The sequence below is a fragment of the Coprococcus sp. TM115-187 genome (genome assembly GCF_027679115.1).
Classification (GTDB): domain Bacteria; phylum Bacillota; class Clostridia; order Lachnospirales; family Lachnospiraceae; genus Allocoprococcus; species Allocoprococcus comes.
Window position 1 is genome coordinate 77,297 of sequence record NZ_JAQEKS010000001.1, and the last position, 23,293, is coordinate 100,589.

Here is a 23,293-nt window from a genome sequence, read left to right on the forward strand (position 1 = left end):
TTGTACAAATACAACACTTAAATTCTATACTGTTTTCACAAATATGTCAAGCATTCCAATCGCAAACTTGTATTACTTGACGGATATCTTCGTAACGAAATCCTTTTCGCACCAAATATCCATATATTTTCTGCTTTTCTTTCGGATCTGTACAGGCAAAGTCCCAGTGTTTTTTGCGAAGAAGCTCCCGGATTGCTTCCTGATCGGAATGCTCTTCATACATCTCTTCCATGATCTCTTCTGCCCGGTTCATATCCACGCCCTTCTGTCTCAGAAGGGCATAAATCTCCCGTCTGCTCTTTTTATCTTTCCTGCTGTCTATAAAGTTCCGAATGTAGGCGTCATCATTGATATATCCAAATGATTTCACATAGGCAATCGCCGCTTCGGTGATCTCCGATGGATAGCCGCCCAGCTTTAATTTATCTCTGAGCTGGGATTCAGTTCTTGCCATGTCATTCAGCAGGTGCATCGCACGAAGCTTTGCCCGCTTCAAAAGGACTTCTTTGATCTTTGCATAAGTATCCTCTGTCAATTCACACTCTTCTTTCAGGTGAAAACGGGACAGTTCGCCTTTGTAAACCACAAAGGCGAACTGCTCATCAACAGATACCCGATACTTTGTCTTTGTAACTGGCTCGATTCGGGTAATTCTCATCATATGTTTTATTCTTCCTCATCCATCACTTCTTCAGCATCTGCCGGAGCAGCCTGTGCCGGTTCTTCTGCTTCCTGCCCTTCTGCACCGATTCCGTAATGCGCACGGACTTTTTCTTCAATCTCTTCCATAATCTCCGGATGTGCTGTCAGATAAGACTTTGCATTCTCACGTCCCTGACCGATTTTTTCTCCGTTGTATGCATACCATGCACCACTCTTATTGACCAGATCAATCTTCGTCGCAAGATCCAGGATATCTCCTTCTCTGGAAATTCCTTTTCCGAACATGATATCAAATTCTGCTTCCTTGAACGGAGGTGCAATTTTATTCTTCACGATCTTCACGCGGACATGGTTACCAACCATCTCTCCGCCCTGCTTCAGAGTCTCAGTTCTGCGGACATCCATACGGACAGATGAATAGAACTTCAGTGCCCGTCCACCCGTTGTTGTCTCCGGATTACCAAACATAACGCCAACCTTCTCACGCAGCTGGTTGATAAAGATTACAACACAGTTTGATTTACTGATAACCGGTGTCAGCTTTCTGAGTGCCTGTGACATCAGTCTTGCCTGCAGACCTACATGTGTATCACCCATATCACCCTCAATCTCCTGCTTCGGGACAAGTGCTGCAACAGAATCGACTACGATAATGTCAATCGCACCGGAACGTACCATTGTCTCAGTGATCTCCAATGCCTGATCTCCGCTGTCTGGCTGTGAAATGTAAAGTTCATCAATATCTACACCGATATTCTTCGCATATACCGGATCCAGTGCATGCTCTGCATCGATAAATCCCGCAATGCCGCCTCTTTTCTGTACTTCTGCGATCATATGTAATGCAACTGTCGTCTTACCACTTGATTCAGGTCCATAAATTTCAATAATACGTCCTTTCGGAACGCCGCCAACACCAAGTGCCAGATCCAGACTCAGAGAACCGGTCGGAACCGTCTCAACATGCACCTGTGCCGCCGGATCACCCAGCTTCATAACTGCTCCCTTGCCAAAATCTTTCTCAAGCTTTGCAATTGCTGCGTCTAATGCTTTCTTTTTATTCTCATCATTCATTGTATTATTTGCCATCATTAATCTCCTTATCCCAGATTCTTCGCCCACGCTCTCCATCGAACGAATGTTTGTTCTGGTTCTATATTAGTACGTATGTTCTGGTTTGTCAACTACATTTTTAAATCAGATCCACACGTCTCACCTTCCCCGGAGAAGAAACCGAACCCCTCCCGAAAACCTTTCTCGCCCAGATCCCCAAAGCTTCTGACTCCCCCATCATACCACATCTCCCCCTTCCCCCACAACCAGAACACTTCTTCTCGGAAGCTATTGCTGACATAATTTTCGCATTCGGAGGCTCATCGGAATGCCCTGCACAACTAAATCTGTCCGGTTTATTTTATTAAAAGCGCGTCCGTCTTCTATTTTCCCGCAGACCGCCCGTCCTGCAATCTAAAGCTCAAACACCTCAAGATCATCCGGCACAAACAACTTCCCGTGATAGTACTCCCGTCCTTCCTGCGTATAAAGCTCTTTCCTCTCCTTAAGATGCATCTCTTCCGTATGATACAGGATCAGATGCGGAATCTGAAGTTCCTCGGCAAGCTGACATGCTTCTTTCACAGTACTGTGGTGCTTTTCATAAGGCTTGAACTTATCTGCTTCTCCATACAGGCAGAACGCCTCATGGGTCAGCCAATCGCTGCCTTTCACAAATTCATAATCTTTCTCATTGTACGGTTCGTCACCGCAGCAGGTAAACTTCACTCCGTTCGGAAGCAGCATCGTAAATCCGAACTGCTTTGCCTTCGTGGAAAAAATATCGAAAAAGGTGACCGGACAGCCAAGGATTTCCTTTGTCTCTCCGTGATGCACCGGCACAAAAAGAATCCGGTCATCAAAATATTTCGTCACCTTTTTCTGGATCGTAAGTTCTGCGATCATGCGGATTGATCTTGCCAGCTCTTCATGGCAGTAGATCCGCAGATTCCCCTCATATTTTCCCTGGCCGATCTTCTTCTGCCCGATCATCCGTATCAGCCAGATCACGCCCAGAAGATGATCGATATGTTCATGGGTAATAAAAATATCGTGAATGTCTTCCAGCTGGATCCCGGTGTCTTTTAACACCTTTAAAATACGGTTTCCGCCGCCGGTATCCACCAGAAAATGCCTGTTTCCATCCGAGAGGGCAAAACATGTATTATAGCATTCCGTTACTGTTGCATTTCCCGTTCCAAGTATTGTAAGCTTCATCCGTCATTACTCCTGTCTCATTTCAACCACTTCACCTGCACATTTGTAAATACTTCCTCCCGGCACAAATCCTCTCACCGAAGAAAGTGGATAAATATTGGTATGCGGTCCTACTACACTTCCCGGGTTCAGAATGGTTCCACATCCAACTTCTACATGGTCACCCAGCATCGCGCCGAACTTTTTCATACCGGTCTCGATATTTCCTTCCGGCGTCTTTACAACCACCAGTTTTTTATCGGATTTCACATTAGATGTGATAGAACCTGCTCCCATATGTGACTTGTATCCAAGAATTGAATCCCCCACATAATTATAATGTGGAACCTGTACTTTATTGAAGAGGACCACATTTTTCAGCTCGGTAGAATTTCCGACAACTGCACCTTCTCCTACGATCGCATTTCCACGGATAAACGCACAGTGTCTTACCTCTGCGTCCTTTCCGATGATCGCCGGACCGCCGATAAATGCAGTCGGTGCAACCTTTGCGGATCTGGCAACCCACACATTTTCTCCACGTTTTTCATACTCTTCTTCCGGAAGAGACGCACCCAGTTCCAGGATAAAACTGCTGATTTTCGGAAGTACTTCCCACGGGTAGGTCACTCCTTCAAACAAATCCTTTGCGATTGTCTCTTTCAGCGTATACATTTCTTTAACCGTCATTTCTTTCATTCTTTCTTTCCTTTCGATGCTCTGCCTTTGGTTTCTTTTTTATAAAATACTGCTGCTCTGTCATAGCAGCTTCTTAACTGATACTGGTTATTCAGTCCCAGTACCCCGTTGGTTCTGCTGACAATAAAATGATCCAGTTTTGTCATATATTCATCCGATGTAATTTCTCCCTCTGCCACATAGTTAAGCCCCTTTTCCCAGCTTGCCGTCAGCTCCGGATTCAGAAGTGAACGGATAGAATTCAACACCACATCATAGATCATTTCTCCAAGAAGCGTCGGTGTGATCACCTGCGTCTTTTTATTCAGTGCCAGATATTTGATATTGAAGAGCTTTTTCAGGATCTCCGCCCTGGTCGCACTGGTTCCGATCCCGCTTCCTTTGATCTGCGCACGAAGTTCCTCATCCTCGATCAGCTGACCTGCATTTTCCATCGCAAGGATCATGGAACCGGAATTGTATCTCTTCGGCGGTGAAGTTTCTCCCTCTTTGATATCCAGTGATTTCACATCCAGGATATCACCTTTTTTTAACTTCTGGATGGATGCAAAAAATGCGGCATCCAGATCCACATTGTTATCACTTCCATCTCCTTCCACGTCATTTCCATTTGCATTTTTCTTTGGGGCAGGGACCCCTGCCACCTTCAGATATCCTTCTTCCGCAAGTACACGGAAGTTGGAGAAAAACTGTTCTTTTCCGATCTGTGTTACCAACGCCACTTTCTGATAAACTGCCGGAGGATAGAAGATACTCAGAAACCTCCGGACGATCACATCATACACATGATGAGCCGTTGCAGATACCGAATTCAATGCGGAAAGTCCCTGTCCTGTCGGAATGATCGCATAATGATCCGTGATCTGCTTGTCATTGACATAACGCGTCTTTGCCAGATTTTTATATGCTCCGTAATGCAGAATATCCTGCATATATGGTGCAGCCATCTGGTATCTACTCAGTCCGTTCAGGTTCTTTGTGATCTCCTTTGATACTGCCGTCGAAAGCACTCTGGCGTCTGTTCTCGGATAGGTGACAAGCTTCTTCTCGTAAAGTTCCTGCACAATGCGGAGCGTTTCATCCGGACTGATCTTGAACCGTTTGGAGCATTCGTTCTGAAGTTCTGCAAGGTTAAACAGAAGTGGCGGATTCTTTTTCTCTTTTTTCTTTTCGATGGATACAATCCGGCAGGTAAGAGGGGATGTTCCCTCTTCCAAAACAGCTATCAGCTTTTTGGCTTCCTCTTTCTCTTTAAATCCATTCTCTTTGTAGAGCTTTGGAGACTCAAAATAAGCCGAACCTTTCACTGCACGCCACTCACCGGTAAAAGTATGTCCGTCTACATTTACCGATTCGATCACACGATAGAACGGCGTTTTAACAAATTCACGGATCTCCCGTTCCCGCCTTACGACCATTCCAAGGACACAGGTCATCACACGTCCGACAGATACAACCGTGTATTTATTCCCAAGATAATTTGAAATGCTGTTTCCATATTTGAGTGTCAGAAGTCTGGAAAAGTTGATTCCCATCAGATAATCTTCCTTCGCACGGAGATAAGCCGAAGCTGACAGATTATCGTATTCTGACAGATCCTTCGCCTCACGGATTCCTCTGAGGATCTCTTCCTCCGTCTGGGAATCGATCCACACACGCCGGCGTTCTTTCCCTTTTACGCCTGCCATCTGTTCCACCAGACGGTAAATGTATTCTCCTTCTCTTCCCGAGTCGGTACAGACATAAATCCGGTCTACGTCCTTCCTGGTCAGTATTCCTTTTACGATCTCAAACTGCTTCTTTACTCCCGGTATCACCTCATAGAGAAATTCCTGCGGAATGAATGGCAGTGTCTGCAAAGACCATCTCTTATACTTTTCATCATATACTTCCGGATAACTCATCGTGACAAGATGACCAACACACCAGGTTACGATCGACTCATCTGATTCCAGATATCCGTCTTTTCTTTTCAAATTCAAATGCAGTGCCTTGGCAAATTCCTGTGCCACACTCGGCTTTTCTGCAATATATACCGATTTACCCATATAATAATTTTGTACTCCTGTATTTTCACGCTATAGCAACTCACACAGCGTTTAAAAAGTGAAGCTGATACCAGCTCCACTTTTTTATCATATCATATTCAGAACATAAAACAAATTATTTTCTTCGAAAAATCTTCCGGATTTTATCAACGAAGCTTTGTTTTGTCCGTCCTTCCGGATGTCTGACGGTGATTGCTTCACGCATAAAATATTCCTGGGAATTGACTTTTGAAGTTCCTTTTTCTTTCATGTAGTATTTGCCGTCACTCTTTAATTCCCGCGCTTTTACATTGTCCGCAAGCATGATCTTCAGCATATGTGTCAGCTGTTTCCTGATAGTTTCATCGTAAACCGGACATGCCACTTCCACGCGTTTTTCCGTATTACGCGTCATCATATCTGCGGAACCGATATAGATTTTCTGATCCGCTCCTGTTCCAAAAAGGAAAATACGCGGATGCTCAAGATAACGTCCGACAATACTGGTCACACGGAGATTCTCTGTGTACCCTTTGACTCCCGGCAGGATACAGCAGATCCCACGGACGATCAGATCCACCTTCACCCCTGCATTTGATGCCTCGGAAACCTTCTGGATAAAATCTACATCCGTCACAGAATTCATCTTCATGATGATCCGTCCGTTCGTTCCCTTTTTGATCTCCTCATCCATCAGCGAAAGCACCTTTGGTTTCAGACTGGTCGGTGAAACAATAATGTGCTGATAGCTTCCATTGAGGTTGCCAATGGACATATTCTTGAAGAAGACAGCTGCATCCTCTCCGATTCCCTTATCCGCTGTGATCAGCGATACATCGGTGTACATGGTTGCCGTCTTTTCATTGTAATTTCCGGTTCCCACCTGCGTAATGTATTCGATATTGTTGCGGTTCCGGTAAGTGATCAGGCAGATCTTGGAATGCACCTTATAACCTTCAAATCCATAAATCACACGGCATCCTGCTTCTTCCAGCCGCTCGGACCAGTCAATATTGTTCTGCTCATCGAATCTGGCTCTCAGCTCGATCAAAACCGTAACCTCTTTGCCGTTCTCGGCCGCTGCACATAAGTACTCTACCAGACGGGCTTTCTTTGCCAGACGATAGATTGTGATCCTGATTGTAAGAACGGTCGGATCATAAGCTGCTTCCTTGATCATACGCAGAAACGGATCCATACTCTCATACGGATAAGAAAGAAGAATATCTTTTTTCTTTACCTGCGGAATCACTTTTCCATCCGTCAGATAGCGGGACGGCTGCGGAGTAAACGGTTCGTCGACCAGAGAACGTTTCAGCGATGCCGGAACCTTATCCATAATCGAGAAAATATAATCCAGCTTCATCGGCATCTTGGTCCGGTAGATCTGTGCCGGTGTGATCTTAAATTTGTCACAGAAATACTTTTCCAGTTCCTTATCCAGCGGCTCCGCTGTCTCCATACGGACCACTGCCATTCTGCGGCGCTTGTGAAGGGTTTCCTGCATCAGCAGGCGGAAATCATCATTGATCTCCAATGCCTCATCGTCCGGCGACACATCTGCATTCCTTGTCACACAGATATAATTCTTGTTCGATACCTCGTATTTGTCGAACACTACATCCAGATATTCCATGATCACCTTTTCCATACGGATATAACGGATGTCATGGCCCGGAAGATATAAGATATCTGACACAAACTGTGGAACCGGTACGATTCCGATCATGGAAGTTCCATTCTGCTTCAGACTTGCGATCACATACAGTTCCTTATTGAGCAGATGTGGAAACGGATGATTGGCATCCACGATCTGTGGAGACAGGATCGGAAGAATCTGGTCTTTGAAGTACTTTTTCACATACTTCTTTTCCTGCTGCTCCAGTTCTTTTATCGATAGTCCACAGACACCGTATGGATTCAGCAGCTTCTTGATCTCTGAGTAGGTCTTGTCCCTCTCTTTATACAATGGTGCTACAGCCGCAAAGATTGCATCCAGCTGCTCTTTCGGATTCATCCCCGAACGGCTGTCGATCGTGCTGTTATCCGTAAGCGACATATCATACAGGCTTCCTACGCGGATCATAAAAAATTCGTCCAGGTTGCTTGTAAAAATGGATACAAACTTCATTCTTTCAAGAAGGGGTACTGAAGAATCTTTTGCTTCCTCCAGTACCCTCTGATTGAACTTCAGCCAGGACAGTTCTCTGTTCTGTGTATAGTTCTGCATTTCTTTTTTCATATTAACCACCTTCAATCTTCCTTTACACTGGTATAATTTCATTCTACCACTGAATCAGAAGAAAGAAAAGTTAACTTCTTTTAAACTTCCCTGCAAAAGCTATTTCTTTGTGATAAATCCTTTTGCTGTCAGAGTCTCAGCACAGAGAACAGCTCCTCCTGCCGCACCGCGGACTGTATTGTGGGAAAGTCCGATAAATTTATAATCGTAAAGGGAATCTTCTCTGAGTCGTCCGATAGAAATTCCCATTCCGTTCTCATAATCTACATCCAGTTTCACCTGCGGACGGTTGTCTTCTGTCATATAACGGATGAACTGCTTCGGTGCACTCGGAAGCTCTGCTTCCTGCGGGAAGCCTTTGAAACTTTCCAGTTTTTCGATCAGCTGCTCTTTGGTTGGTTTCTTTTCAAAATTGATAAATACGGCAGCGGTATGTCCGTTAAGAACCGGTACACGTACACACTGGCATGTGATCTTCGGAGAATCTGCTTTTACGATCTGTCCATTTTCAACTCTGCCGAGAACACGAAGCGGTTCCTGCTCGCTCTTTTCTTCTTCTCCACCAATGAATGGAATGATATTTTCTACCATTTCCGGCCAGTCTTTAAAGGTCTTTCCTGCACCTGAAATTGCCTGGTAGGTTGTAACAACCAGTTCTTTTGGTCCGAATTCTTTCCATGCTGCAAGGCAAGGCGCATAGCTCTGGATCGAACAGTTTGGTTTTACTGCGATAAATCCTCTTGTAGTTCCAAGACGCTTTTTCTGGTCTTCGATGACTGCAAAATGTTCCGGGTTTACTTCCGGGATTACCATCGGTACATCCGGTGTCCATCTGTGGGCACTGTTATTAGATACAACCGGTGTCTCTGTCTTTGCGTATGCTTCCTCGATCGCACGGATCTCATCTTTTGACATATCAACTGCACTGAATACAAAGTCAACTGTCTTTGCAACTTCTTCTACTTCGTTGACATTATGTACAACGATCTTCTTAACTGCTTCCGGCATCGGAGTGTCCATTTTCCAGCGGTCTCCGACTGCTTCTTCATATGTCTTTCCTGCGGAACGCGGGCTTGCAGCCAGTGTTACTACCTCAAACCACGGATGATTTTCCAGCAGAGAGATAAATCTCTGTCCTACCATTCCTGTTGCACCAAGAATACCTACTCTTAATTTCTGATCCATTTTTATGTCCTCATTTCCTGTTTTGTCTTTTTGATGCGTACATTTGTACGCGTGATTTGTATATCATAGCGCATTTTCCGACATTTTTCAACCCTGACAATTGAAAAACTATGTCCACTTATTAACGCTCATGTTACTGTTCCCAGTACCTGTGACCAGCAATGCTCATTTTCCTTATAACGATTAGCACTCTTCCAGATACGCTTCGTGAAGCGCGATCACCTTTTTCATAGCTTCCGGTCCAGGTGCACCGATCGTATTTCTCTTATTGACACAGGTCTCCATGCTGATCGCATCATAAATATCTTCTTCAAATACCGGAGAGATCTCCTTATATTCTTCCAGTGACATATCATCTAACGCAATCTTCTTATCGATGCAATAAAGTACCAGCTTTCCTACGATTCCATGTGCATCACGGAACGGTACCCCGTGATTTACCAGATAGTCAGCTGCATCTGTTGCATTGGTAAATCCGTGTCTGCAGCTTTCCAGCATACGTTCTTTGTTGAACTTCATGGTTGCGAGCATTCCGGTAAATAAAGCCAGGCATCCTTTCACGGTATCGATGGCATCAAATACCAGCTCTTTGTCCTCCTGCATATCTTTATTGTAAGCAAGTGGAATTCCTTTCATTGTAGTCAGGATCGAAGTCAGTGCACCGTATACACGTCCTGTCTTTCCACGAACAAGTTCCGCAATATCCGGATTCTTCTTCTGTGGCATGATACTGCTTCCGGTGCTGTAGCTGTCATCGATATCAACAAACTGGTATTCATTGGAATTCCAGATGATCACTTCTTCTGAGAAGCGGCTTAAATGCATCATAATCGTAGATAGAGCACTCATCAGCTCGATCAGATAATCACGGTCCGATACCGAATCCATACTGTTCAGTGTCGGTCCGTCAAATCCGAGAAGCTCTGCGGTGTATGCTCTGTCCAGATCATAAGTAGTTCCTGCAAGTGCTCCGGATCCAAGCGGACAGGTATTCATTCTTTTGTAAATATCTTTCAGACGCATATGGTCTCTTTTGAACATTTCAAAATAAGCACCCATATGGTGTGCCAGTGTGATCGGCTGCGCTTTCTGCAGATGAGTAAATCCAGGCATGATCGTCTCGGTGTTGTCCTTCATGATCGCAAGAAGTTCGCGGAGCATATCCACAACCAGTCCCTGCAGTGCGGTGATCTCACTTCTTGTATAAAGCTTCATATCCAGTGCAACCTGATCATTACGGCTTCTTCCGGTGTGCAGCTTCTTTCCTGCATCCCCGATCCGGTCGATCAGATTCGCCTCCACAAAGCTGTGGATATCCTCATATTCTTCTGTGATCTCAAGCTTTCCATTTTCCACATCCTTGCGGATACTTTCCAGTCCGTCCAGAATCTGCTGCTTCTCATCGTCTGTCAGGATCCCCTGCTTTGCAAGCATCATAACATGCGCCTTGCTGCCCTGGATATCCTGCTCATAAAATCGTTTATCAAATGAAATGGACGCATTGAAATTATAAACCAGTTTGTCTGTTTCTTTCGTAAAACGTCCTCCCCATAACTGTGCCATAGCTTTCCCTCTTTTCTTCAACGTAATTCTGTGCTTTAGTGTACCATAGAATGTCGGATTCTGTAAAGTTCCCCTCTTAACTTTTCACAGAACTTTCCTCTTCCTCCCGAAGTTTCTTTTCCCGTTCTCTCTGATTTTTGGAATAAATACAGCCACAATAGTCCTGGCGGTAAAGTCCGTAAATCTTTGACAGCTCGGTTGAACGCTTATATCCATTTCTCTTTTTAAAATCTGAAACCAGATAAGCCACTCCATATTCCCCGGCAAGCCGCTCACCAATCTCATTCAGCTTCTGTGCATTTTTCAGCGGACTGATGGAAAGGGTTGTGGTGAAATAATCATATCTGCCTTCTTTTGCAAATCTCGCAGCTTCCCGGAGTCTGAGCTCATAACACCTGAAGCACCGCTCTCCACCTTCCGGAATCATCTCCAGTCCCTTTGCCATCTCGTAAAATTTTTCACTGTCATAATTTCCCGCCTGAAAATGGATCGTATGTTTCGCCGGAAGCTCACGGATCAGCTTCTCCTGTTCGTGGATCCGTTTTTCAAATTCGGATTCCGGAAAAATATTCGGATTGTAATAAAAAACCGTAATCTCAAAATATTCTGACAGATATTCCAGCACATAACTGCTGCATGGTGCACAACAGCTGTGAAGGAACAGACGTGGAACCTTCTTTTCCGATACGATCAGTTCTATCTTTTTATCCAGTTCTTTCTGGTAATTCTTTTTCTGCATCTGTTCGTCTCTCCTCATATTGCAGATTTGTTTCTTATTATAGTGCAGCTGTTCTCTTCGCACAATATCTTTTCTGCTCTGTTTTTCTTTTTCTGCTCCATTCCAGCCAGATGCACACACGCTTTTTTTTATTTCTCATAAACTGTAAGTAAAAGACTTATGATCGTTTCTGTATCTGGAGGATTATCATGCAATATGCACTGGAACTGAAAAACGTTCATTATGCTTACCATACACTGGAAGGAGAAACCTACGCCCTGAAAGACATCACCTTTTCGGTCCGCGAAGGGGAATTTATTGCTCTGGTCGGTCCCTCCGGGTGCGGAAAATCTACACTGCTCCACCTGATTGCGGGTCTTCTCACCCCGGAAAAAGGTCTCATCAAAATAAACGGCAGCTATCATCCGGACAATACTTCTGGCATCGGATATATGCTGCAAAAGGATGAACTTCTTGAGTGGCGTACCATCTATCAGAACGTTCTTCTCGGTCTCGAGATCCAGCATGCACTGACTGCCCGTTCCCGCGCACTGGCAAGAGCCCTTCTTACACAATACGGCCTGAATGCCTTTGCAAATGCAAAACCATCCGAACTTTCCGGAGGAATGCGCCAGAGAGCCGCGCTGATCCGCACGCTGGTCCTGAAGCCGGATATCATGCTTTTGGATGAACCCTTTTCTGCCTTGGATTATCAGACCCGGTTAAATGTCAGTGATGATATCGGGCAGATTATCAAAAAAGAGAAAAAAACAGCGATCCTTGTCACCCATGACCTTGCCGAAGCGGTCAGTCTTGCTGACCGGATCCTTGTTCTCACAAGCCGTCCGGCAACCATTGGGCAGACGGTCAATGTTTCCTTTTCTGATCCGGGACTTTCCCCGCTTGCCCGCCGCAATGCCCCGGAATTTAAGACTTATTTTAATCTGATCTGGAAGGAGCTGAACCCGGATGAATGAACTTTCAAAAAACCAGCTGCATTACCTGAATATGCACCGCAGACATAAACGGATCATTGCTGTTTCCAGAGTCTCCATCCTGCTTGCCTTTCTCTTCCTCTGGGAATTTTCGGCAAATACAGGATTGATCGACTCTTTCATTTTCAGCAGTCCTTCCCGGATTGCCCTGTGTTTTCTGGAAATGACCGGTGACGGCAGTATTTTCCGTCATATCGGAGTGACTCTTTACGAAACCCTGGTCAGTTTTATCCTGGTAATCTTCTTCAGCCTTTTTGTCACCGTCCTTCTCTGGCTCTGTCGGAAGCTTTCGGAAATCCTGGAGCCTTATCTGGTCGTCCTGAACAGTCTGCCAAAATCTGCGCTTGCTCCGCTTCTCATTGTCTGGCTCGGCGCAAACCGCACAACAATTATCATTGCCGGAATGTCCGTTGCGATCTTCGGGAGCATACTGAACCTCTATTCCGAATTTTCCGAAGTCGACCCGGATAAGATCATGCTGATCTACACCCTCCACGGGAACCGGCTCCACGCCCTCTCCAAAGTCGTGATCCCAAGCTGCATTCCGGCGATCATCAGCACCATGAAGGTCAATATCGGGCTCTGTCTGGTGGGCGTGATCATCGGAGAATTTATCGGCGGCAGGGAAGGACTTGGCTATATGATCATCTACGGCAGTCAGGTCTTCAAGCTCGACTGGCTGCTGATGAGCATCTGCATCCTCTGCGTGATCGCCATGCTGCTATACGCACTGATCGGACTGGTTGAAAAATGGTATCTGGGCCGGTGTAAGATTTCCGGATGATCTTACCCAAATCATAACGGAGCAGTACCCACCGGATTTCCTCCGTGGTACTGCTCCACTTTTCTGTTATGATTTTCCGGCTCCATCCTTACAGATACTGCTGGATCTCCGCCTTATTATTCGTATAAGCAAGCGCATTTTCTCTGGAAATATAGCCCTGCTTTACCAGTCTTGACAGATCCATATTCAGGGTATGCATCGCTGCATTTCCACTCGTCTGCATGATGCTTCCAATCTGATGTGTCTTTCCCTCTCTGACCAGATTCAGGATCGCATCCGTACCGATCAGAAGCTCCGTCGCTGCCACACGCGTCATACCGTCCTCGCACGGGATCAGGCACTGGCTGATAATCCCCTTTAAGGTCCCGGCAAGCTGGATACGCACCTGATTTTGTCCACTGGTCGGGCAGGCATCAATAATACGTTCCACCGTCTGCGTCGCACCGGTCGTATGCAGTGTTGATAGCACCAGATGTCCCGTCTCTGCTGCAAGAAGTGCTGCCTGGATCGTCTCATAATCACGCATCTCTCCCACCAGGATCACATCCGGATCTTCACGGAGTGCACTGCGAAGTGCCGCTGCAAAGCTTTCCACATCTTCTCCTACCTCCCTCTGATGGATCAGAGACTTTTTATTCTCATAGACATACTCAACCGGATCTTCAATCGTAATAATATGGCGATCACTGACCTGGTTCATATGCTCGATCATTGCCGCAAGTGTGGTTGATTTTCCACTTCCGGTCGGACCTGTCACCAGGATCAGACCGCGCGGCTCTTCTGCCAGCTGATAAAGAAGTGTTGGCATCTTCAGTTCTTCCAGCGACGGAATATGCGCGTTCAGAAGACGGATCGTTGCCGCCACCTTCTTCTGCTGACGAAACACATTGACCCTCTGACGATGACCGTCTGAAGTACGGATCGCAAAATCCGCATCCTTGCCCGCATCAAACAGTTTTCTCTGACGCTCACTTAAAATGTCCGTCAGCATCTCTGCCATTTCTTCTGACGGTATCTGTGCCTCTGCCTGGATCAGGCGTCCGTTGACACGGTACCAGATCGGCATTCCTTCCGAAAGATGGATGTCCGAAGCCTTTTTTTCTCTTGCCTCACGGATGATCGTATCTATTTTTTCCTGACTGCTTCCAAGTTGTGACATTTCTTCTTCCCTCCATCTTCCCCGTTCTGCCAAAAAGCAGAATTGCTTTATTCGTAACTGATCTTGAGCAGTTCTTCCGGCGTTGTCTTTCCTTCCTTCACAAGAATCAGTCCACTTTCCTTCAGCGTCCGCATATGCTGCACTTCTCTTGCATATCGGTTGATCTCCTCGATCGTTGTATGATTGATGATCATCCTCCGGATATCATTGTTGATCGCAAGGATTTCATGAACTGCGATCCGACCTTTATATCCGGTGTTATTACACTTGGTACATCCGGTTCCCCTTGTAACCACACGCACATCCTCTCCAAGGAAAAGACGTTCCTGTTCGGTTGTCTCCATCTGTCTTGCACAGTGCGGACACACCTTTCTAACCAGTCTCTGCGCCACAAGTCCGACAAGAGAATTGGCAACCAAATATGTCTCCACGCCCATGTCTTCCAGACGGACAATACTGGATACCGCATCATTGGTATGAAGGGTACTTAAAACCATATGTCCTGTGATCGCAGCCCGGACCGATGTTCCGGCAGTCTCACCGTCACGAGTCTCCCCGACCATGATGATATCTGGATCCTGACGCATCAGGGCACGCAGTCCCACATCAAAGGTCAGACCGGCAACCGGATTAACCTGCGTCTGGTTGATATCCGGCAGGTTCTTTTCCACCGGATCCTCAATCGTGGAAATATTGACATGTCTTCCGGACAGATAATCCAGCACCATATAAAGTGTCGTTGATTTTCCACTTCCGGTCGGTCCCGTAATATAAATAATTCCATTCGGATAATTCAGCATCGGCAAAAACTGATTATAACTGAAATCATCCATTCCAAAATGATCCGCATGCTCCAGATGTCCGGTTGCTGCCATGATACGAAGAACCGCTTTTTCCCCAAACACTGTCGGCAAAACGGAAACACGGATATTGACAAAACTGTCATTGATCTTGACACGGAAATGTCCATCCTGTGGGATTCTCTTCTCTGCGATATCCAGATTGGACAGGATCTTGATACGGGCGATCAATGGTGCATGGATATTTCTCTGGATCGTAACATATTCCATGATCACACCATCGATACGCATACGGACTTTTGTCTCTTTTTCAAATGGCTCAATATGAATATCACTCGCCTCGGTTTTGATCGCACGCTCGATCAGCGAGTTTAAAAGCCGGATGATCGGTGCCTCATCATCGGAATCATCCAGGTCTTCGATCTCCAGTTCCTCCGTTGTCGCAAATCCCACATTCGCCTGCTCTGCCGCATTCCGCGCATTAACTTCCGCATAATAGTAGGAAATCGCCTTGCGCAGCGGTACTTCCTCACTCAAATAGATCTCCAGCTGACATCCGGTCTGCTGCTTGACTTCTTCCAGTGCGAAATAATTTAGTGGATCATTCGTGACAAGTCCCAGTACTTTTCCTTTCAGACTGACCGGAAGGAAAAGATTTTTTTCCGCAAGCTCTCTCGAAATCATCCCTACTGCCTGCAGATCGACCTGGATCTGTGATACTTCTACAATTTCCAGGTTCAGTCTGTTCGCCAGTGCTTCAAGTACCTGATTTTCCGTGACAAATCCCAGTTCCATCAGAATCTGTCCAACTCGCATCTCTCTATGTTCTTTCTGATAGGCAAGTGCCTGTGACATCTGCTCTCCGGTCACATAACCCTTTTCTTCCAGGATCTCTCCGATTCTCAGATTCTTTTTCACGTTCGCTTACTCTCCTTTAGTATTACTAAGTTCTCCACAGGTGTATACAGCCAGTACACAATTACAATTCATCTGCTCTGTCTTCTGCAGGCTGCTGTCCACATAAGTGCCAGACTGCATATCAAAAGAACGCACCTGGATTCCCGGATAGTTCTTCGCAATATCATCCAGAAGTTCTCGGATCTGCACTTCCTGTCCCTGCAGGGTGATCGTAACCGTCGTCGTATTCACATACTGAACATACGGAAGTGTACTCTGCGACTCTTCTGCAGAAGAATCTTCTGCAGAATCATCTGAAGCTTCAGAAAGCTGATATGCCGCCGGAACACCTGCCACCGGATCTTCAATATTCAAATACACCGGAAACAGATCATGTTTCAATGCAAGCCCTGTAATCAGGGAATCGACCTCCCGGTTTTCCATCAGGTCATAAAAACCTTCCTGTGCTTTTTTCAGATTTTCTTTCTGCGTCACGATTTTCTTCTCTGTCGACGTCTTACTGCTGATCGTATACTGCATTTCCTGCTTCTCGATCGTCAGGTCGTCTTTTTTTGCCACCAGATCCTGATGTTTTTCCATTCCCGGAAAGATCAGAAAACGTGCCATGAAAAAGAGGATCAATACACATGCAAGCACCTTTAAAAGTACCACGTCACCTGGTTTTAATTCCATATCGATTTTCACTGATCCTCACCTCCTGTCTCTGCTCCCTTTAACACACAGGAAAGCATCAGCGAATATTCTCCGTCATCGTAAGAATATCCACTGTAATTTACCGTTGAAAACAGCCCTGTCTCGGAAAGTTTTCTTACATACGCCGGAATATCAATAACCGCCGAGCTGACCGCATTAAACGTAAGCTCTCCCGTCTCGGAATCCATCGTCTTAATCTGGACTGTCATGGCACTTCCGCCCACATCCACGATCTTCGCGATCATCTCCGCATCCAGATCCGGATAGGTTGCCAGATTGGATTTCATCTGTTCGACCTGATTCTGTGTGAAATCCAGCCGGTCGCTCTCTTCCCGGACCGCATTTGCTTCCTGATATTCGCTCTGAATCTGTGGATCGTTGATCCATTCTTCAATTTTCTCGATGTTGTGAGATTCTGCATAATTCCAGATCGTCACTGCGATCACTGCCACAAGGCATATACCAAACGTAATCGCCGGAAACATCAGATGCTTTGCAAGACTTTCTTTTTTCAGGACACCATCCGTGCCCTCTCCTTTCCAGACTTTGTTTAAATTGATCTCTTTTTGCCCGGTACTGACCATGGCACCAATGCAGATCAGCCAGTCATCCACTTTTTCTGAAGGGTCAAAATCAAATTCTGCCTCCAACGGCTCTACTTCCAGATTCATCGCATGGATTCCGTCCTCACTGACTTCAAAATCATCCGCACTGCATCCGGCGTAAAATACTTTTGTGAGCGGCACATCAGATTTTGTGGTGGAATAGAACTGCAGAATACCTGAAATATTCCGCACGATCTCCGTACCAAAATCCAGAGTTCCTCTCTCACTGAAGATACGGCTTCTCGTAGAATACATATACTGACCTTCCCGGAACAGAATGCTCGTCACACTTCCTTCTTCAAACAGGAGAACGATCTCAGTATCATTCTGGTAGGATTTCAACTGTCCCAATGTATTCAGATAACACTCCATCGGAACAGAAATCCACTGAGCCGAAATCCCGACCGCTTTTGTCAGCTCACGGATCTTTTTCAGGACATCCTCTTCCGCGCCTCCGCAGCACAGACAGATTCCTTTCTTTCTGTCTGCTTTGATCACCGCATAATCCTGTACCCAGTCACTGCCATTTTCCGCCATGACATTCTCCGCCAGCCTGGTAAGCTGTCTTCCCCTGGCATAAGGGATCTGCGTTACTCTGGCAGATGAGTAGGATGCCGGAAGCACCAGTCTCACCTGGGATGGGTTGTGTTTCTTTTTATATTTATCCAATGCCTCTTTCCACTGTTCAAAAGGATCCCCAAATACATCGATCGGTATCCGTTCTACCTTCTGGATCTTTGGTGATTTGCCTGCCTTTCCTTCAGCAGCAAGAATACATTCATCCTGCAAAACGATGACGGTATCGCTCATCTTGTTCCTCCTTTGTATCTAAACTCCGCTTCCTGTAATCACCTGCTATGCATTCTCAATTGCTGCATAAGACTGATAGATCGGAAGCATGACTGCAATCATAATAAATCCGACGATCAGCGCCATGAAAATGATCAGGATCGGTTCCAGTAATGTAACCATTTGCTTTGTCGCCTGCTCTGCCTCTTCTTCCATGGACACGGCAATTGAATCCAGCATCACATCCAGCCGTCCACTTTCCTCACCGACCAAGATCGTACTGGCAAGTTTTTTCATCAGTCCATCCACCTGCCTGAGTGCCCGTGAAAGCGGCACACCACTCCGGACCTCGGTCACAACTTCTTCAAACTGTTCCTCGATATAGACATTGCCGATCGTTTTCCCGGCAACACTGATCGCAAGTGCAATCGGCATACCACTGGAATACAGACTGCTTAAAGTACGGGCAAAACGTGCCGTATAGACAACTTTGAAAAGTTTTCCAAATATTGGAAGATGAACCTTCCGGTAATCGATCTGGTGTCGGACTGCCGGGATTCCCATAATAATCCGGACCAGTGCATAAACAATCACTACGATCAGGATCGCAAGATACCATTTCTTTGTCAGAAAATCCGAAGCTGCGATCAGAACGGTCGTCACCCACGGAAGGCTGTCCATCTGATCAAACAAAGACTGGAACTGTGGCAGAATAAAGGTAACGATCAAAATTGCAATCGCCACACACAGCACCAGAAGAATACAAGGATAAGTCATTGCAGCGCGAACCTGCTGTGTCAGCTTATATTCTTTTTCATACTGCACGGCAAGACGGTCTGTCACCTGATCAAGATTTCCGCTTCCCTCTCCTGACCGGAGCATTCCGATCATCAGATCCGGGAAGCATTGTTTGGACTCCATCGCCTCTGAAAGAGGAACCCCTTTTCTAAGATCCTGAAGTACATCTTTGTATATTTCTTTTTCTTTCGGATCAATCCCCTCCTGATCCGAAAGAATATCCATAGCACGCACAAGGCTGACACCAGATGCCAGAAGCGTAGAAAGCTCCCGGCAAAATGCTGCCAGCTGTTTTGCCTTTAATTTCTTATATTCTTTTACTTTTGTCAGGTTCTTCGATTCTACCAGAAACAGTTCCTGTTCCCGGAGCTGTTGGATCAGTGCCGCCTCTGAAGTCGCCTCTGTCGTTCCTCTGTAGGTTTTTCCGCCCATGTCTTTTGCGACATATCGAAATTTCGCCATCCTCCATAAATCCTCTCTTCTATCTAACATCAAACCCTGTCATTTTCACATGATGGATCTTCTATTTCACTTCTTTGCAGTTTCTCTACAGAAAATGCAGATACCACGCTGCAATCTGATCGCCCCAGAAAACGGCTGCTGCAAGTGCCAGTGCAAGAAATGGTCCAAATGCAAACTGGTCTTTCTTCTCAAGCTTCTTTCCGGCAAGCATCACCGCCGCGTAACCGCCTCCGGTTACAATTCCGATAAACATCGCACACACGATAGATGCCGTACCAAGAAGCAGTCCGCTTGCTGCCATCAGTTTGATATCTCCGCCTCCGAATGCTCCCGGGATCACCAGTGCCAGGATCAGCATCGGTACGGAAATGATCAGAGCACCGATCAATCTTGTCACAATTCCCCGCTCCGGATAAAGCAGGAAATCAAAAACTGCAAGTATCAAAATCATAATATGAAATCTATCATAAATCATCTGTGTATCCCAGTCAATCAGGGCTACCACAAGTAATATTCCTAAATATGCAAAAATCACTGCGCCTCTTGGCGATATTACGCCTGATCTGCCACAGCCATATCTGGTCACGCAGCCGATAAAAGCTGCTCCACCTGCAAGTTCTGTCCAAAAACACCTTAAGGGGATCCGCTCCCCACATCCTCTGCACTTTCCGCCCAGACACAGAAAGCTCACACACGGGATCAGTTCCCATACAGTCAGTTCTCTGCCACAGCTTGTACAGTGGCTTCTCCCGCGTACTACATTTTCCCCACGGGGTAACCGGTCGATCACGACCGTTAAAAAGCTAAAGATACAGGCTCCAAAAAAGAACCGTATCGTCCATAAAATTCCTTCTAAAACTACTAACATCTCAATCTCCGGTATCGATCATGGTTTCCTCATGATACACCTTATATGGTGAAGGATCGTCTGCCTGATACCAGACAGTATATTCCCCTTCTTGATAAAGAAACCGAAGGACCTGATAACCAGTCTCATCGGTCTGTAATACCCAGAATTCTCCGGGTGCTTTACTGAGTTTAATGATTTCATCATATAAACCGTCGGCGACGCCTCCCTTATGGGAAACGTCACCGAATGGTCCATTACTGCCGTACGCCTTAGTCCCGATTACCTGGAATGCTACCCGCACCGATTTTGCATTTCCCAAAGCCACCTGGGAGTCTGCCCGGTAAATCAACCGGAGCACCCCAGGTATAATGAGGACGATCGTAAGCAGAAGAATAAGTAAAACGTTAAGTGCCGACCTTATCCAACGGTATTTAATTGCATTTTGCACACTTTTGTTAACAGCCACGCTTTCGTTTCCTTTTCTAATCTTTCACTTTTTATGTACGATAAAAATCAATGTTCTCGTTAAATTACAATTTAATTTGTCTTCCCACCAGTTGTTGTATCTCCACCAGATTTTTCAACATTATAATCGCCATCTGAATTATTCTTGCTATTAGCAGGATTATATGTACATCTCTTCTGACCATTATCATAAACCAATGTTTTAATTTTATTATTTTCTACCGTTACATCAATAATTGTCTTTTCACCTAATTCCGCCAATGATGCAATTTCTTTTTTTGTAAATTTTCCAGTAGTATCAAGTGTAACTGTTTCACCAGTTTTAATTTTAGCATATTCTTCATCATACAATGTCTGAGCAGCCATTACAGCCTGACGTGTTTCAGCAACAACTGATTTATTCTTTGCCTTATCAATATATCCAGTCAGTGCCGGGATCAGCAGAGCTGCCAGGATTGCAAGAATTACCAGTACAACAATAAGTTCTACCAGTGTGAAACCTTTTTTCTTGTTCTCTTTCAATTTTTTAAACATGTTTCGTCACTCCTCTTAAAGTATCTTTTGTTTCTATATAAACGCTTCGGTGCATGCGCTCATATCATATAAATATAAACTTTCTCAATCTAAACCCGTCTCCGCCTTCGCCGTAATCTCCTCGCAGCAAAGCACACTGTGCTTAAACTCCAGGATCTCTGAATCCGTAGCAACCAGATTCGTCAACTCTTTGTCACTGTACAGATTTACCGTCGCGCTGATCCAGTCTACCTGATCACCACTTTGGGTTCCTTCTGGAAAAGAATAAATCACTTCCAGATAATTGTTCATATAAAACCCTTTTCCAAATACCGTGGCAACTGCACGTGCCACCGGAACTCCATCTTTCAGATAGATATAACTGTTCTCTGAGCTATTGCGGAAATAATATCTGGTCAGTAACTGCCCACTGTCCACAGCCGACGCCTGACCGGTTCGATTGTTTTGAATATACAGGTCAGTATCCTCGCATCCGTTTGTAGAAACAAGGACGACATAACCCTCTTCATTTATAAATTCTACCGTATTTCCGCGCAAATTTCCAGTACTTTCCGTAATGTTTTCTGTAATGTTTTCGCTTTTTTCTGCTGAAACTGCCGGAATATCATAGATTTTCACATACCCACTCGCATTTTGGGTAATTGTTCTCAACTCCGTCATTGCGGTATCCAGTATAGACTGTGCATACTGCGTCCTCTGCACCCGGACAAAAATGCGGGATGCCGCACTTAAAGCGGATGCTGCCATCGCCAGCATAATACTGATCAGAAGCAGACATACCATAGTCTCAACCAGCGTCGTTCCTTCTTTTTTTTGAAGCAGGCTTCTCAGTCGTTTCATGATCAGTCTCCTCCTTCGGTATCTGTCTGTCCGGACTCTGATGAAGCTGCCACCGGTCCATAAAGATAAAAGGTTGTATTCTGCTGCCGCTTCTCGGCATCTGTATAGGTGATCTGTTTGCTATCCAGAGTTGCATCTACGGAAAATACTACATTTCCAATCTGTGTCAGGCCAGAATCCGCCGCACGGAACCAGATCGTCTTCTGGCTTCCCGTTACCGTTTCTTTCGAAGACTGCAGTTCCTCAAGGACAGCCGCATTGTCTGCACGGATTTCTTTATTCTTTTTTAATACCGAATTGCTGTAGGAAATGGCTCCCTCCAGCACTCCGAACATGATCAGGAAAATGAACATACTCGCCATGACTTCTACCAGGGTTTCTCCGGCTTTCGCTTTTATTCTTTTAATTCTGTGCATCGCCATCGCCTCCTGTTATCGTAATCTCTCCCGTGTCTTCCACAAATTTCCGTGAAAGCGGTTCATCGGTCTGGTATGTATATTCGATTTTGCCACCATCTGAAAAATCACACTTATTTCCGACCGTACTTCCGACCCTCCAGACGCCCCCTCCGGTCTCAACTGGTACCCATATGATATTCTGTCCCTTATAGGTAAACTTCACATCATAAGTCTCTTCTCTTGTATATTCTGCGGTATAAGTATAAGATGCATCTTCATAATAAGCTGTCACTCCGACCATCAGCACATACTGTCTGACGACTGTATTCTGCAATGCCTCGATCTGTGCCGTATAATCGGTTGCCGTACTGACATCAAGTTCTCCATTTTTCAGATCCCCTGATGAACTTCCAACTTTCTCTTTCGCAAGGGAAATGCAGAGATTTCCATATCCTTCACCAATCTGTCCTGCTGACAGATCATCCGTACTCGTTCCATCTGTAACAAATTTGTATTTCGTCGCCTCTGCACTGGACGCTGTTTCATCGTTATAAATCGCGTACTGGGAATTTTCCAAAAAGCTGTTTGCAAAGGTATAGAAATTCGTACCCGATGAGGTATTTCCGGCTTTTAGTTCTTTGTTCAGTACTTTTGCGTAGCTTTTTGCCAGCTGGTAACAGCGCTCCTCCTTCAGGCGCATATTCGACTGCGCCGTCATGAGTCCCGCCGTATACAGGATGGCAGCCGCAAAAGCGATAAAGAACGCGGATACACAAAGCACCACTGTCATGGATACACCTTTTTTTTCATTTGCTTTCAGCTGCTGCCAGCCTGTATGTTTCATAGCTTCCTCCAT

The 23,293-nt window shown here is 45.6% G+C and carries 22 protein-coding genes; 2 read left to right on the plus strand and 20 right to left on the minus strand.

The window, feature by feature from the left end; genetic code table 11:
• Positions 1 to 46: 46 nt before the first annotated feature.
• The 9 genes from PGW42_RS00335 to PGW42_RS00375 form a co-directional block, all read right to left on the minus strand.
• Complete coding sequence (locus PGW42_RS00335; protein WP_055156726.1) at positions 47 to 658, minus strand: regulatory protein RecX; 612 nt, start codon at positions 656 to 658, stop codon at positions 47 to 49.
• Positions 659 to 666: 8 nt separating this feature from the next.
• Positions 667 to 1,737 carry a recombinase RecA gene (recA, locus tag PGW42_RS00340; protein WP_044999002.1) on the minus strand — a complete coding sequence of 357 codons (1,071 nt, stop codon included), beginning with the start codon at positions 1,735 to 1,737 and terminating at the stop codon, positions 667 to 669.
• A 393-nt stretch (positions 1,738 to 2,130) separates the two neighbouring features.
• Positions 2,131 to 2,934: an MBL fold metallo-hydrolase gene (locus tag PGW42_RS00345; protein ID WP_117823905.1), complete on the minus strand. Its 804-nt coding sequence runs from the start codon at positions 2,932 to 2,934 to the stop codon at positions 2,131 to 2,133.
• Positions 2,935 to 2,940: 6 nt separating this feature from the next.
• Complete coding sequence (locus PGW42_RS00350; protein WP_270203101.1) at positions 2,941 to 3,612, minus strand: acyltransferase; 672 nt, start codon at positions 3,610 to 3,612, stop codon at positions 2,941 to 2,943.
• Positions 3,609 to 5,660: a DNA topoisomerase gene (locus tag PGW42_RS00355; protein WP_270203099.1), complete on the minus strand. Its 2,052-nt coding sequence runs from the start codon at positions 5,658 to 5,660 to the stop codon at positions 3,609 to 3,611. The genes PGW42_RS00350 and PGW42_RS00355 overlap by 4 nt, the downstream gene beginning before the upstream one ends.
• Before the next feature lie 115 nt (positions 5,661 to 5,775).
• Positions 5,776 to 7,881: a polyphosphate kinase 1 gene (gene ppk1 / locus PGW42_RS00360; RefSeq protein ID WP_118199531.1), complete on the minus strand. Its 2,106-nt coding sequence runs from the start codon at positions 7,879 to 7,881 to the stop codon at positions 5,776 to 5,778.
• 99 nt (positions 7,882 to 7,980) lie between these two features.
• On the minus strand, positions 7,981 to 9,066 hold the full coding sequence (gene asd, locus PGW42_RS00365) for an aspartate-semialdehyde dehydrogenase (RefSeq protein ID WP_008372310.1): 1,086 nt from the start codon (positions 9,064 to 9,066) through the stop codon (positions 7,981 to 7,983).
• A 183-nt stretch (positions 9,067 to 9,249) separates the two neighbouring features.
• Positions 9,250 to 10,629: an argininosuccinate lyase gene (argH, locus tag PGW42_RS00370; protein ID WP_117823909.1), complete on the minus strand. Its 1,380-nt coding sequence runs from the start codon at positions 10,627 to 10,629 to the stop codon at positions 9,250 to 9,252.
• Positions 10,630 to 10,705: 76 nt separating this feature from the next.
• Entirely contained in the window at positions 10,706 to 11,368 is a 663-nt protein-coding gene (locus PGW42_RS00375) for an epoxyqueuosine reductase QueH (RefSeq protein ID WP_243273116.1), read from the minus strand.
• Between the two features lie 188 nt (positions 11,369 to 11,556).
• On the opposite strand from PGW42_RS00375, the gene PGW42_RS00380 reads away from it, so the two are divergent.
• Together PGW42_RS00380 and PGW42_RS00385 are read left to right on the plus strand one after the other, a co-directional pair.
• Positions 11,557 to 12,324 carry an ABC transporter ATP-binding protein gene (locus PGW42_RS00380; protein WP_055156588.1) on the plus strand — a complete coding sequence of 256 codons (768 nt, stop codon included), beginning with the start codon at positions 11,557 to 11,559 and terminating at the stop codon, positions 12,322 to 12,324.
• Positions 12,317 to 13,126 (plus strand): ABC transporter permease, encoded by an 810-nt coding sequence (locus PGW42_RS00385; protein WP_270203098.1) that lies wholly within the window; start codon positions 12,317 to 12,319, stop codon positions 13,124 to 13,126. The genes PGW42_RS00380 and PGW42_RS00385 overlap by 8 nt, the downstream gene beginning before the upstream one ends.
• Positions 13,127 to 13,214: 88 nt before the next feature.
• Here the strand turns inward: PGW42_RS00385 and PGW42_RS00390 are convergent, their stop codons facing one another.
• From PGW42_RS00390 to PGW42_RS00440, 11 genes are all read right to left on the minus strand, one after another.
• The gene (locus PGW42_RS00390; RefSeq protein ID WP_270203096.1) at positions 13,215 to 14,285 is read right to left on the minus strand and encodes a type IV pilus twitching motility protein PilT; all 1,071 of its coding nucleotides are present in this window, start codon (positions 14,283 to 14,285) and stop codon (positions 13,215 to 13,217) included.
• A gap of 47 nt (positions 14,286 to 14,332) precedes the next feature.
• Positions 14,333 to 16,003 (minus strand): GspE/PulE family protein, encoded by a 1,671-nt coding sequence (locus tag PGW42_RS00395; RefSeq protein WP_270203095.1) that lies wholly within the window; start codon positions 16,001 to 16,003, stop codon positions 14,333 to 14,335.
• Between the two features lie 6 nt (positions 16,004 to 16,009).
• Positions 16,010 to 16,687: a hypothetical protein gene (locus PGW42_RS00400; protein ID WP_270203094.1), complete on the minus strand. Its 678-nt coding sequence runs from the start codon at positions 16,685 to 16,687 to the stop codon at positions 16,010 to 16,012.
• On the minus strand, positions 16,684 to 18,111 hold the full coding sequence (locus PGW42_RS00405) for a hypothetical protein (RefSeq protein WP_270203092.1): 1,428 nt from the start codon (positions 18,109 to 18,111) through the stop codon (positions 16,684 to 16,686). The genes PGW42_RS00400 and PGW42_RS00405 overlap by 4 nt, the downstream gene beginning before the upstream one ends.
• A 45-nt stretch (positions 18,112 to 18,156) precedes the next feature.
• Positions 18,157 to 19,350: a type II secretion system F family protein gene (locus PGW42_RS00410; protein ID WP_270203091.1), complete on the minus strand. Its 1,194-nt coding sequence runs from the start codon at positions 19,348 to 19,350 to the stop codon at positions 18,157 to 18,159.
• Positions 19,351 to 19,435: 85 nt separating this feature from the next.
• Positions 19,436 to 20,218 carry a prepilin peptidase gene (locus PGW42_RS00415; protein WP_270203090.1) on the minus strand — a complete coding sequence of 261 codons (783 nt, stop codon included), beginning with the start codon at positions 20,216 to 20,218 and terminating at the stop codon, positions 19,436 to 19,438.
• 1 nt (position 20,219) lies between these two features.
• Positions 20,220 to 20,666: a hypothetical protein gene (locus PGW42_RS00420; protein ID WP_270203089.1), complete on the minus strand. Its 447-nt coding sequence runs from the start codon at positions 20,664 to 20,666 to the stop codon at positions 20,220 to 20,222.
• A gap of 71 nt (positions 20,667 to 20,737) precedes the next feature.
• Positions 20,738 to 21,199: a prepilin-type N-terminal cleavage/methylation domain-containing protein gene (locus tag PGW42_RS00425; RefSeq protein WP_270203087.1), complete on the minus strand. Its 462-nt coding sequence runs from the start codon at positions 21,197 to 21,199 to the stop codon at positions 20,738 to 20,740.
• Between the two features lie 84 nt (positions 21,200 to 21,283).
• Positions 21,284 to 22,039: a hypothetical protein gene (locus tag PGW42_RS00430; protein WP_270203086.1), complete on the minus strand. Its 756-nt coding sequence runs from the start codon at positions 22,037 to 22,039 to the stop codon at positions 21,284 to 21,286.
• Between the two features lie 2 nt (positions 22,040 to 22,041).
• Complete coding sequence (locus PGW42_RS00435; protein WP_270203084.1) at positions 22,042 to 22,455, minus strand: type IV pilus modification PilV family protein; 414 nt, start codon at positions 22,453 to 22,455, stop codon at positions 22,042 to 22,044.
• Positions 22,442 to 23,281: a hypothetical protein gene (locus tag PGW42_RS00440; protein WP_270203082.1), complete on the minus strand. Its 840-nt coding sequence runs from the start codon at positions 23,279 to 23,281 to the stop codon at positions 22,442 to 22,444. The genes PGW42_RS00435 and PGW42_RS00440 overlap by 14 nt, the downstream gene beginning before the upstream one ends.
• Positions 23,282 to 23,293 lie beyond the last annotated feature (12 nt).

What these genes read in the sequence shown, in the direction of transcription:
- recA (WP_044999002.1), bottom strand. Translation starts at nt 1,737, where the DNA reads ATGAATGATGAGAATAAAAAGAAAGCATTAGACGCAGCAATTGCAAAG.
- PGW42_RS00405 (WP_270203092.1), bottom strand. Translation starts at nt 18,111, where the DNA reads ATGAGCGATACCGTCATCGTTTTGCAGGATGAATGTATTCTTGCTGCT.
- PGW42_RS00380 (WP_055156588.1), top strand. Translation starts at nt 11,557, where the DNA reads ATGCAATATGCACTGGAACTGAAAAACGTTCATTATGCTTACCATACA.
- PGW42_RS00375 (WP_243273116.1), bottom strand. Translation starts at nt 11,368, where the DNA reads ATGCAGAAAAAGAATTACCAGAAAGAACTGGATAAAAAGATAGAACTG.
- PGW42_RS00415 (WP_270203090.1), bottom strand. Translation starts at nt 20,218, where the DNA reads ATGTTAGTAGTTTTAGAAGGAATTTTATGGACGATACGGTTCTTTTTT.
- argH (WP_117823909.1), bottom strand. Translation starts at nt 10,629, where the DNA reads ATGGCACAGTTATGGGGAGGACGTTTTACGAAAGAAACAGACAAACTG.
- PGW42_RS00390 (WP_270203096.1), bottom strand. Translation starts at nt 14,285, where the DNA reads ATGTCACAACTTGGAAGCAGTCAGGAAAAAATAGATACGATCATCCGT.
- PGW42_RS00425 (WP_270203087.1), bottom strand. Translation starts at nt 21,199, where the DNA reads ATGTTTAAAAAATTGAAAGAGAACAAGAAAAAAGGTTTCACACTGGTA.
- PGW42_RS00430 (WP_270203086.1), bottom strand. Translation starts at nt 22,039, where the DNA reads ATGAAACGACTGAGAAGCCTGCTTCAAAAAAAAGAAGGAACGACGCTG.
- PGW42_RS00355 (WP_270203099.1), bottom strand. Translation starts at nt 5,660, where the DNA reads ATGGGTAAATCGGTATATATTGCAGAAAAGCCGAGTGTGGCACAGGAA.
- PGW42_RS00385 (WP_270203098.1), top strand. Translation starts at nt 12,317, where the DNA reads ATGAATGAACTTTCAAAAAACCAGCTGCATTACCTGAATATGCACCGC.
- PGW42_RS00345 (WP_117823905.1), bottom strand. Translation starts at nt 2,934, where the DNA reads ATGAAGCTTACAATACTTGGAACGGGAAATGCAACAGTAACGGAATGC.
- ppk1 (WP_118199531.1), bottom strand. Translation starts at nt 7,881, where the DNA reads ATGAAAAAAGAAATGCAGAACTATACACAGAACAGAGAACTGTCCTGG.
- PGW42_RS00335 (WP_055156726.1), bottom strand. Translation starts at nt 658, where the DNA reads ATGAGAATTACCCGAATCGAGCCAGTTACAAAGACAAAGTATCGGGTA.
- PGW42_RS00440 (WP_270203082.1), bottom strand. Translation starts at nt 23,281, where the DNA reads ATGAAACATACAGGCTGGCAGCAGCTGAAAGCAAATGAAAAAAAAGGT.
- asd (WP_008372310.1), bottom strand. Translation starts at nt 9,066, where the DNA reads ATGGATCAGAAATTAAGAGTAGGTATTCTTGGTGCAACAGGAATGGTA.
- PGW42_RS00350 (WP_270203101.1), bottom strand. Translation starts at nt 3,612, where the DNA reads ATGAAAGAAATGACGGTTAAAGAAATGTATACGCTGAAAGAGACAATC.
- PGW42_RS00435 (WP_270203084.1), bottom strand. Translation starts at nt 22,455, where the DNA reads ATGCACAGAATTAAAAGAATAAAAGCGAAAGCCGGAGAAACCCTGGTA.
- PGW42_RS00410 (WP_270203091.1), bottom strand. Translation starts at nt 19,350, where the DNA reads ATGGCGAAATTTCGATATGTCGCAAAAGACATGGGCGGAAAAACCTAC.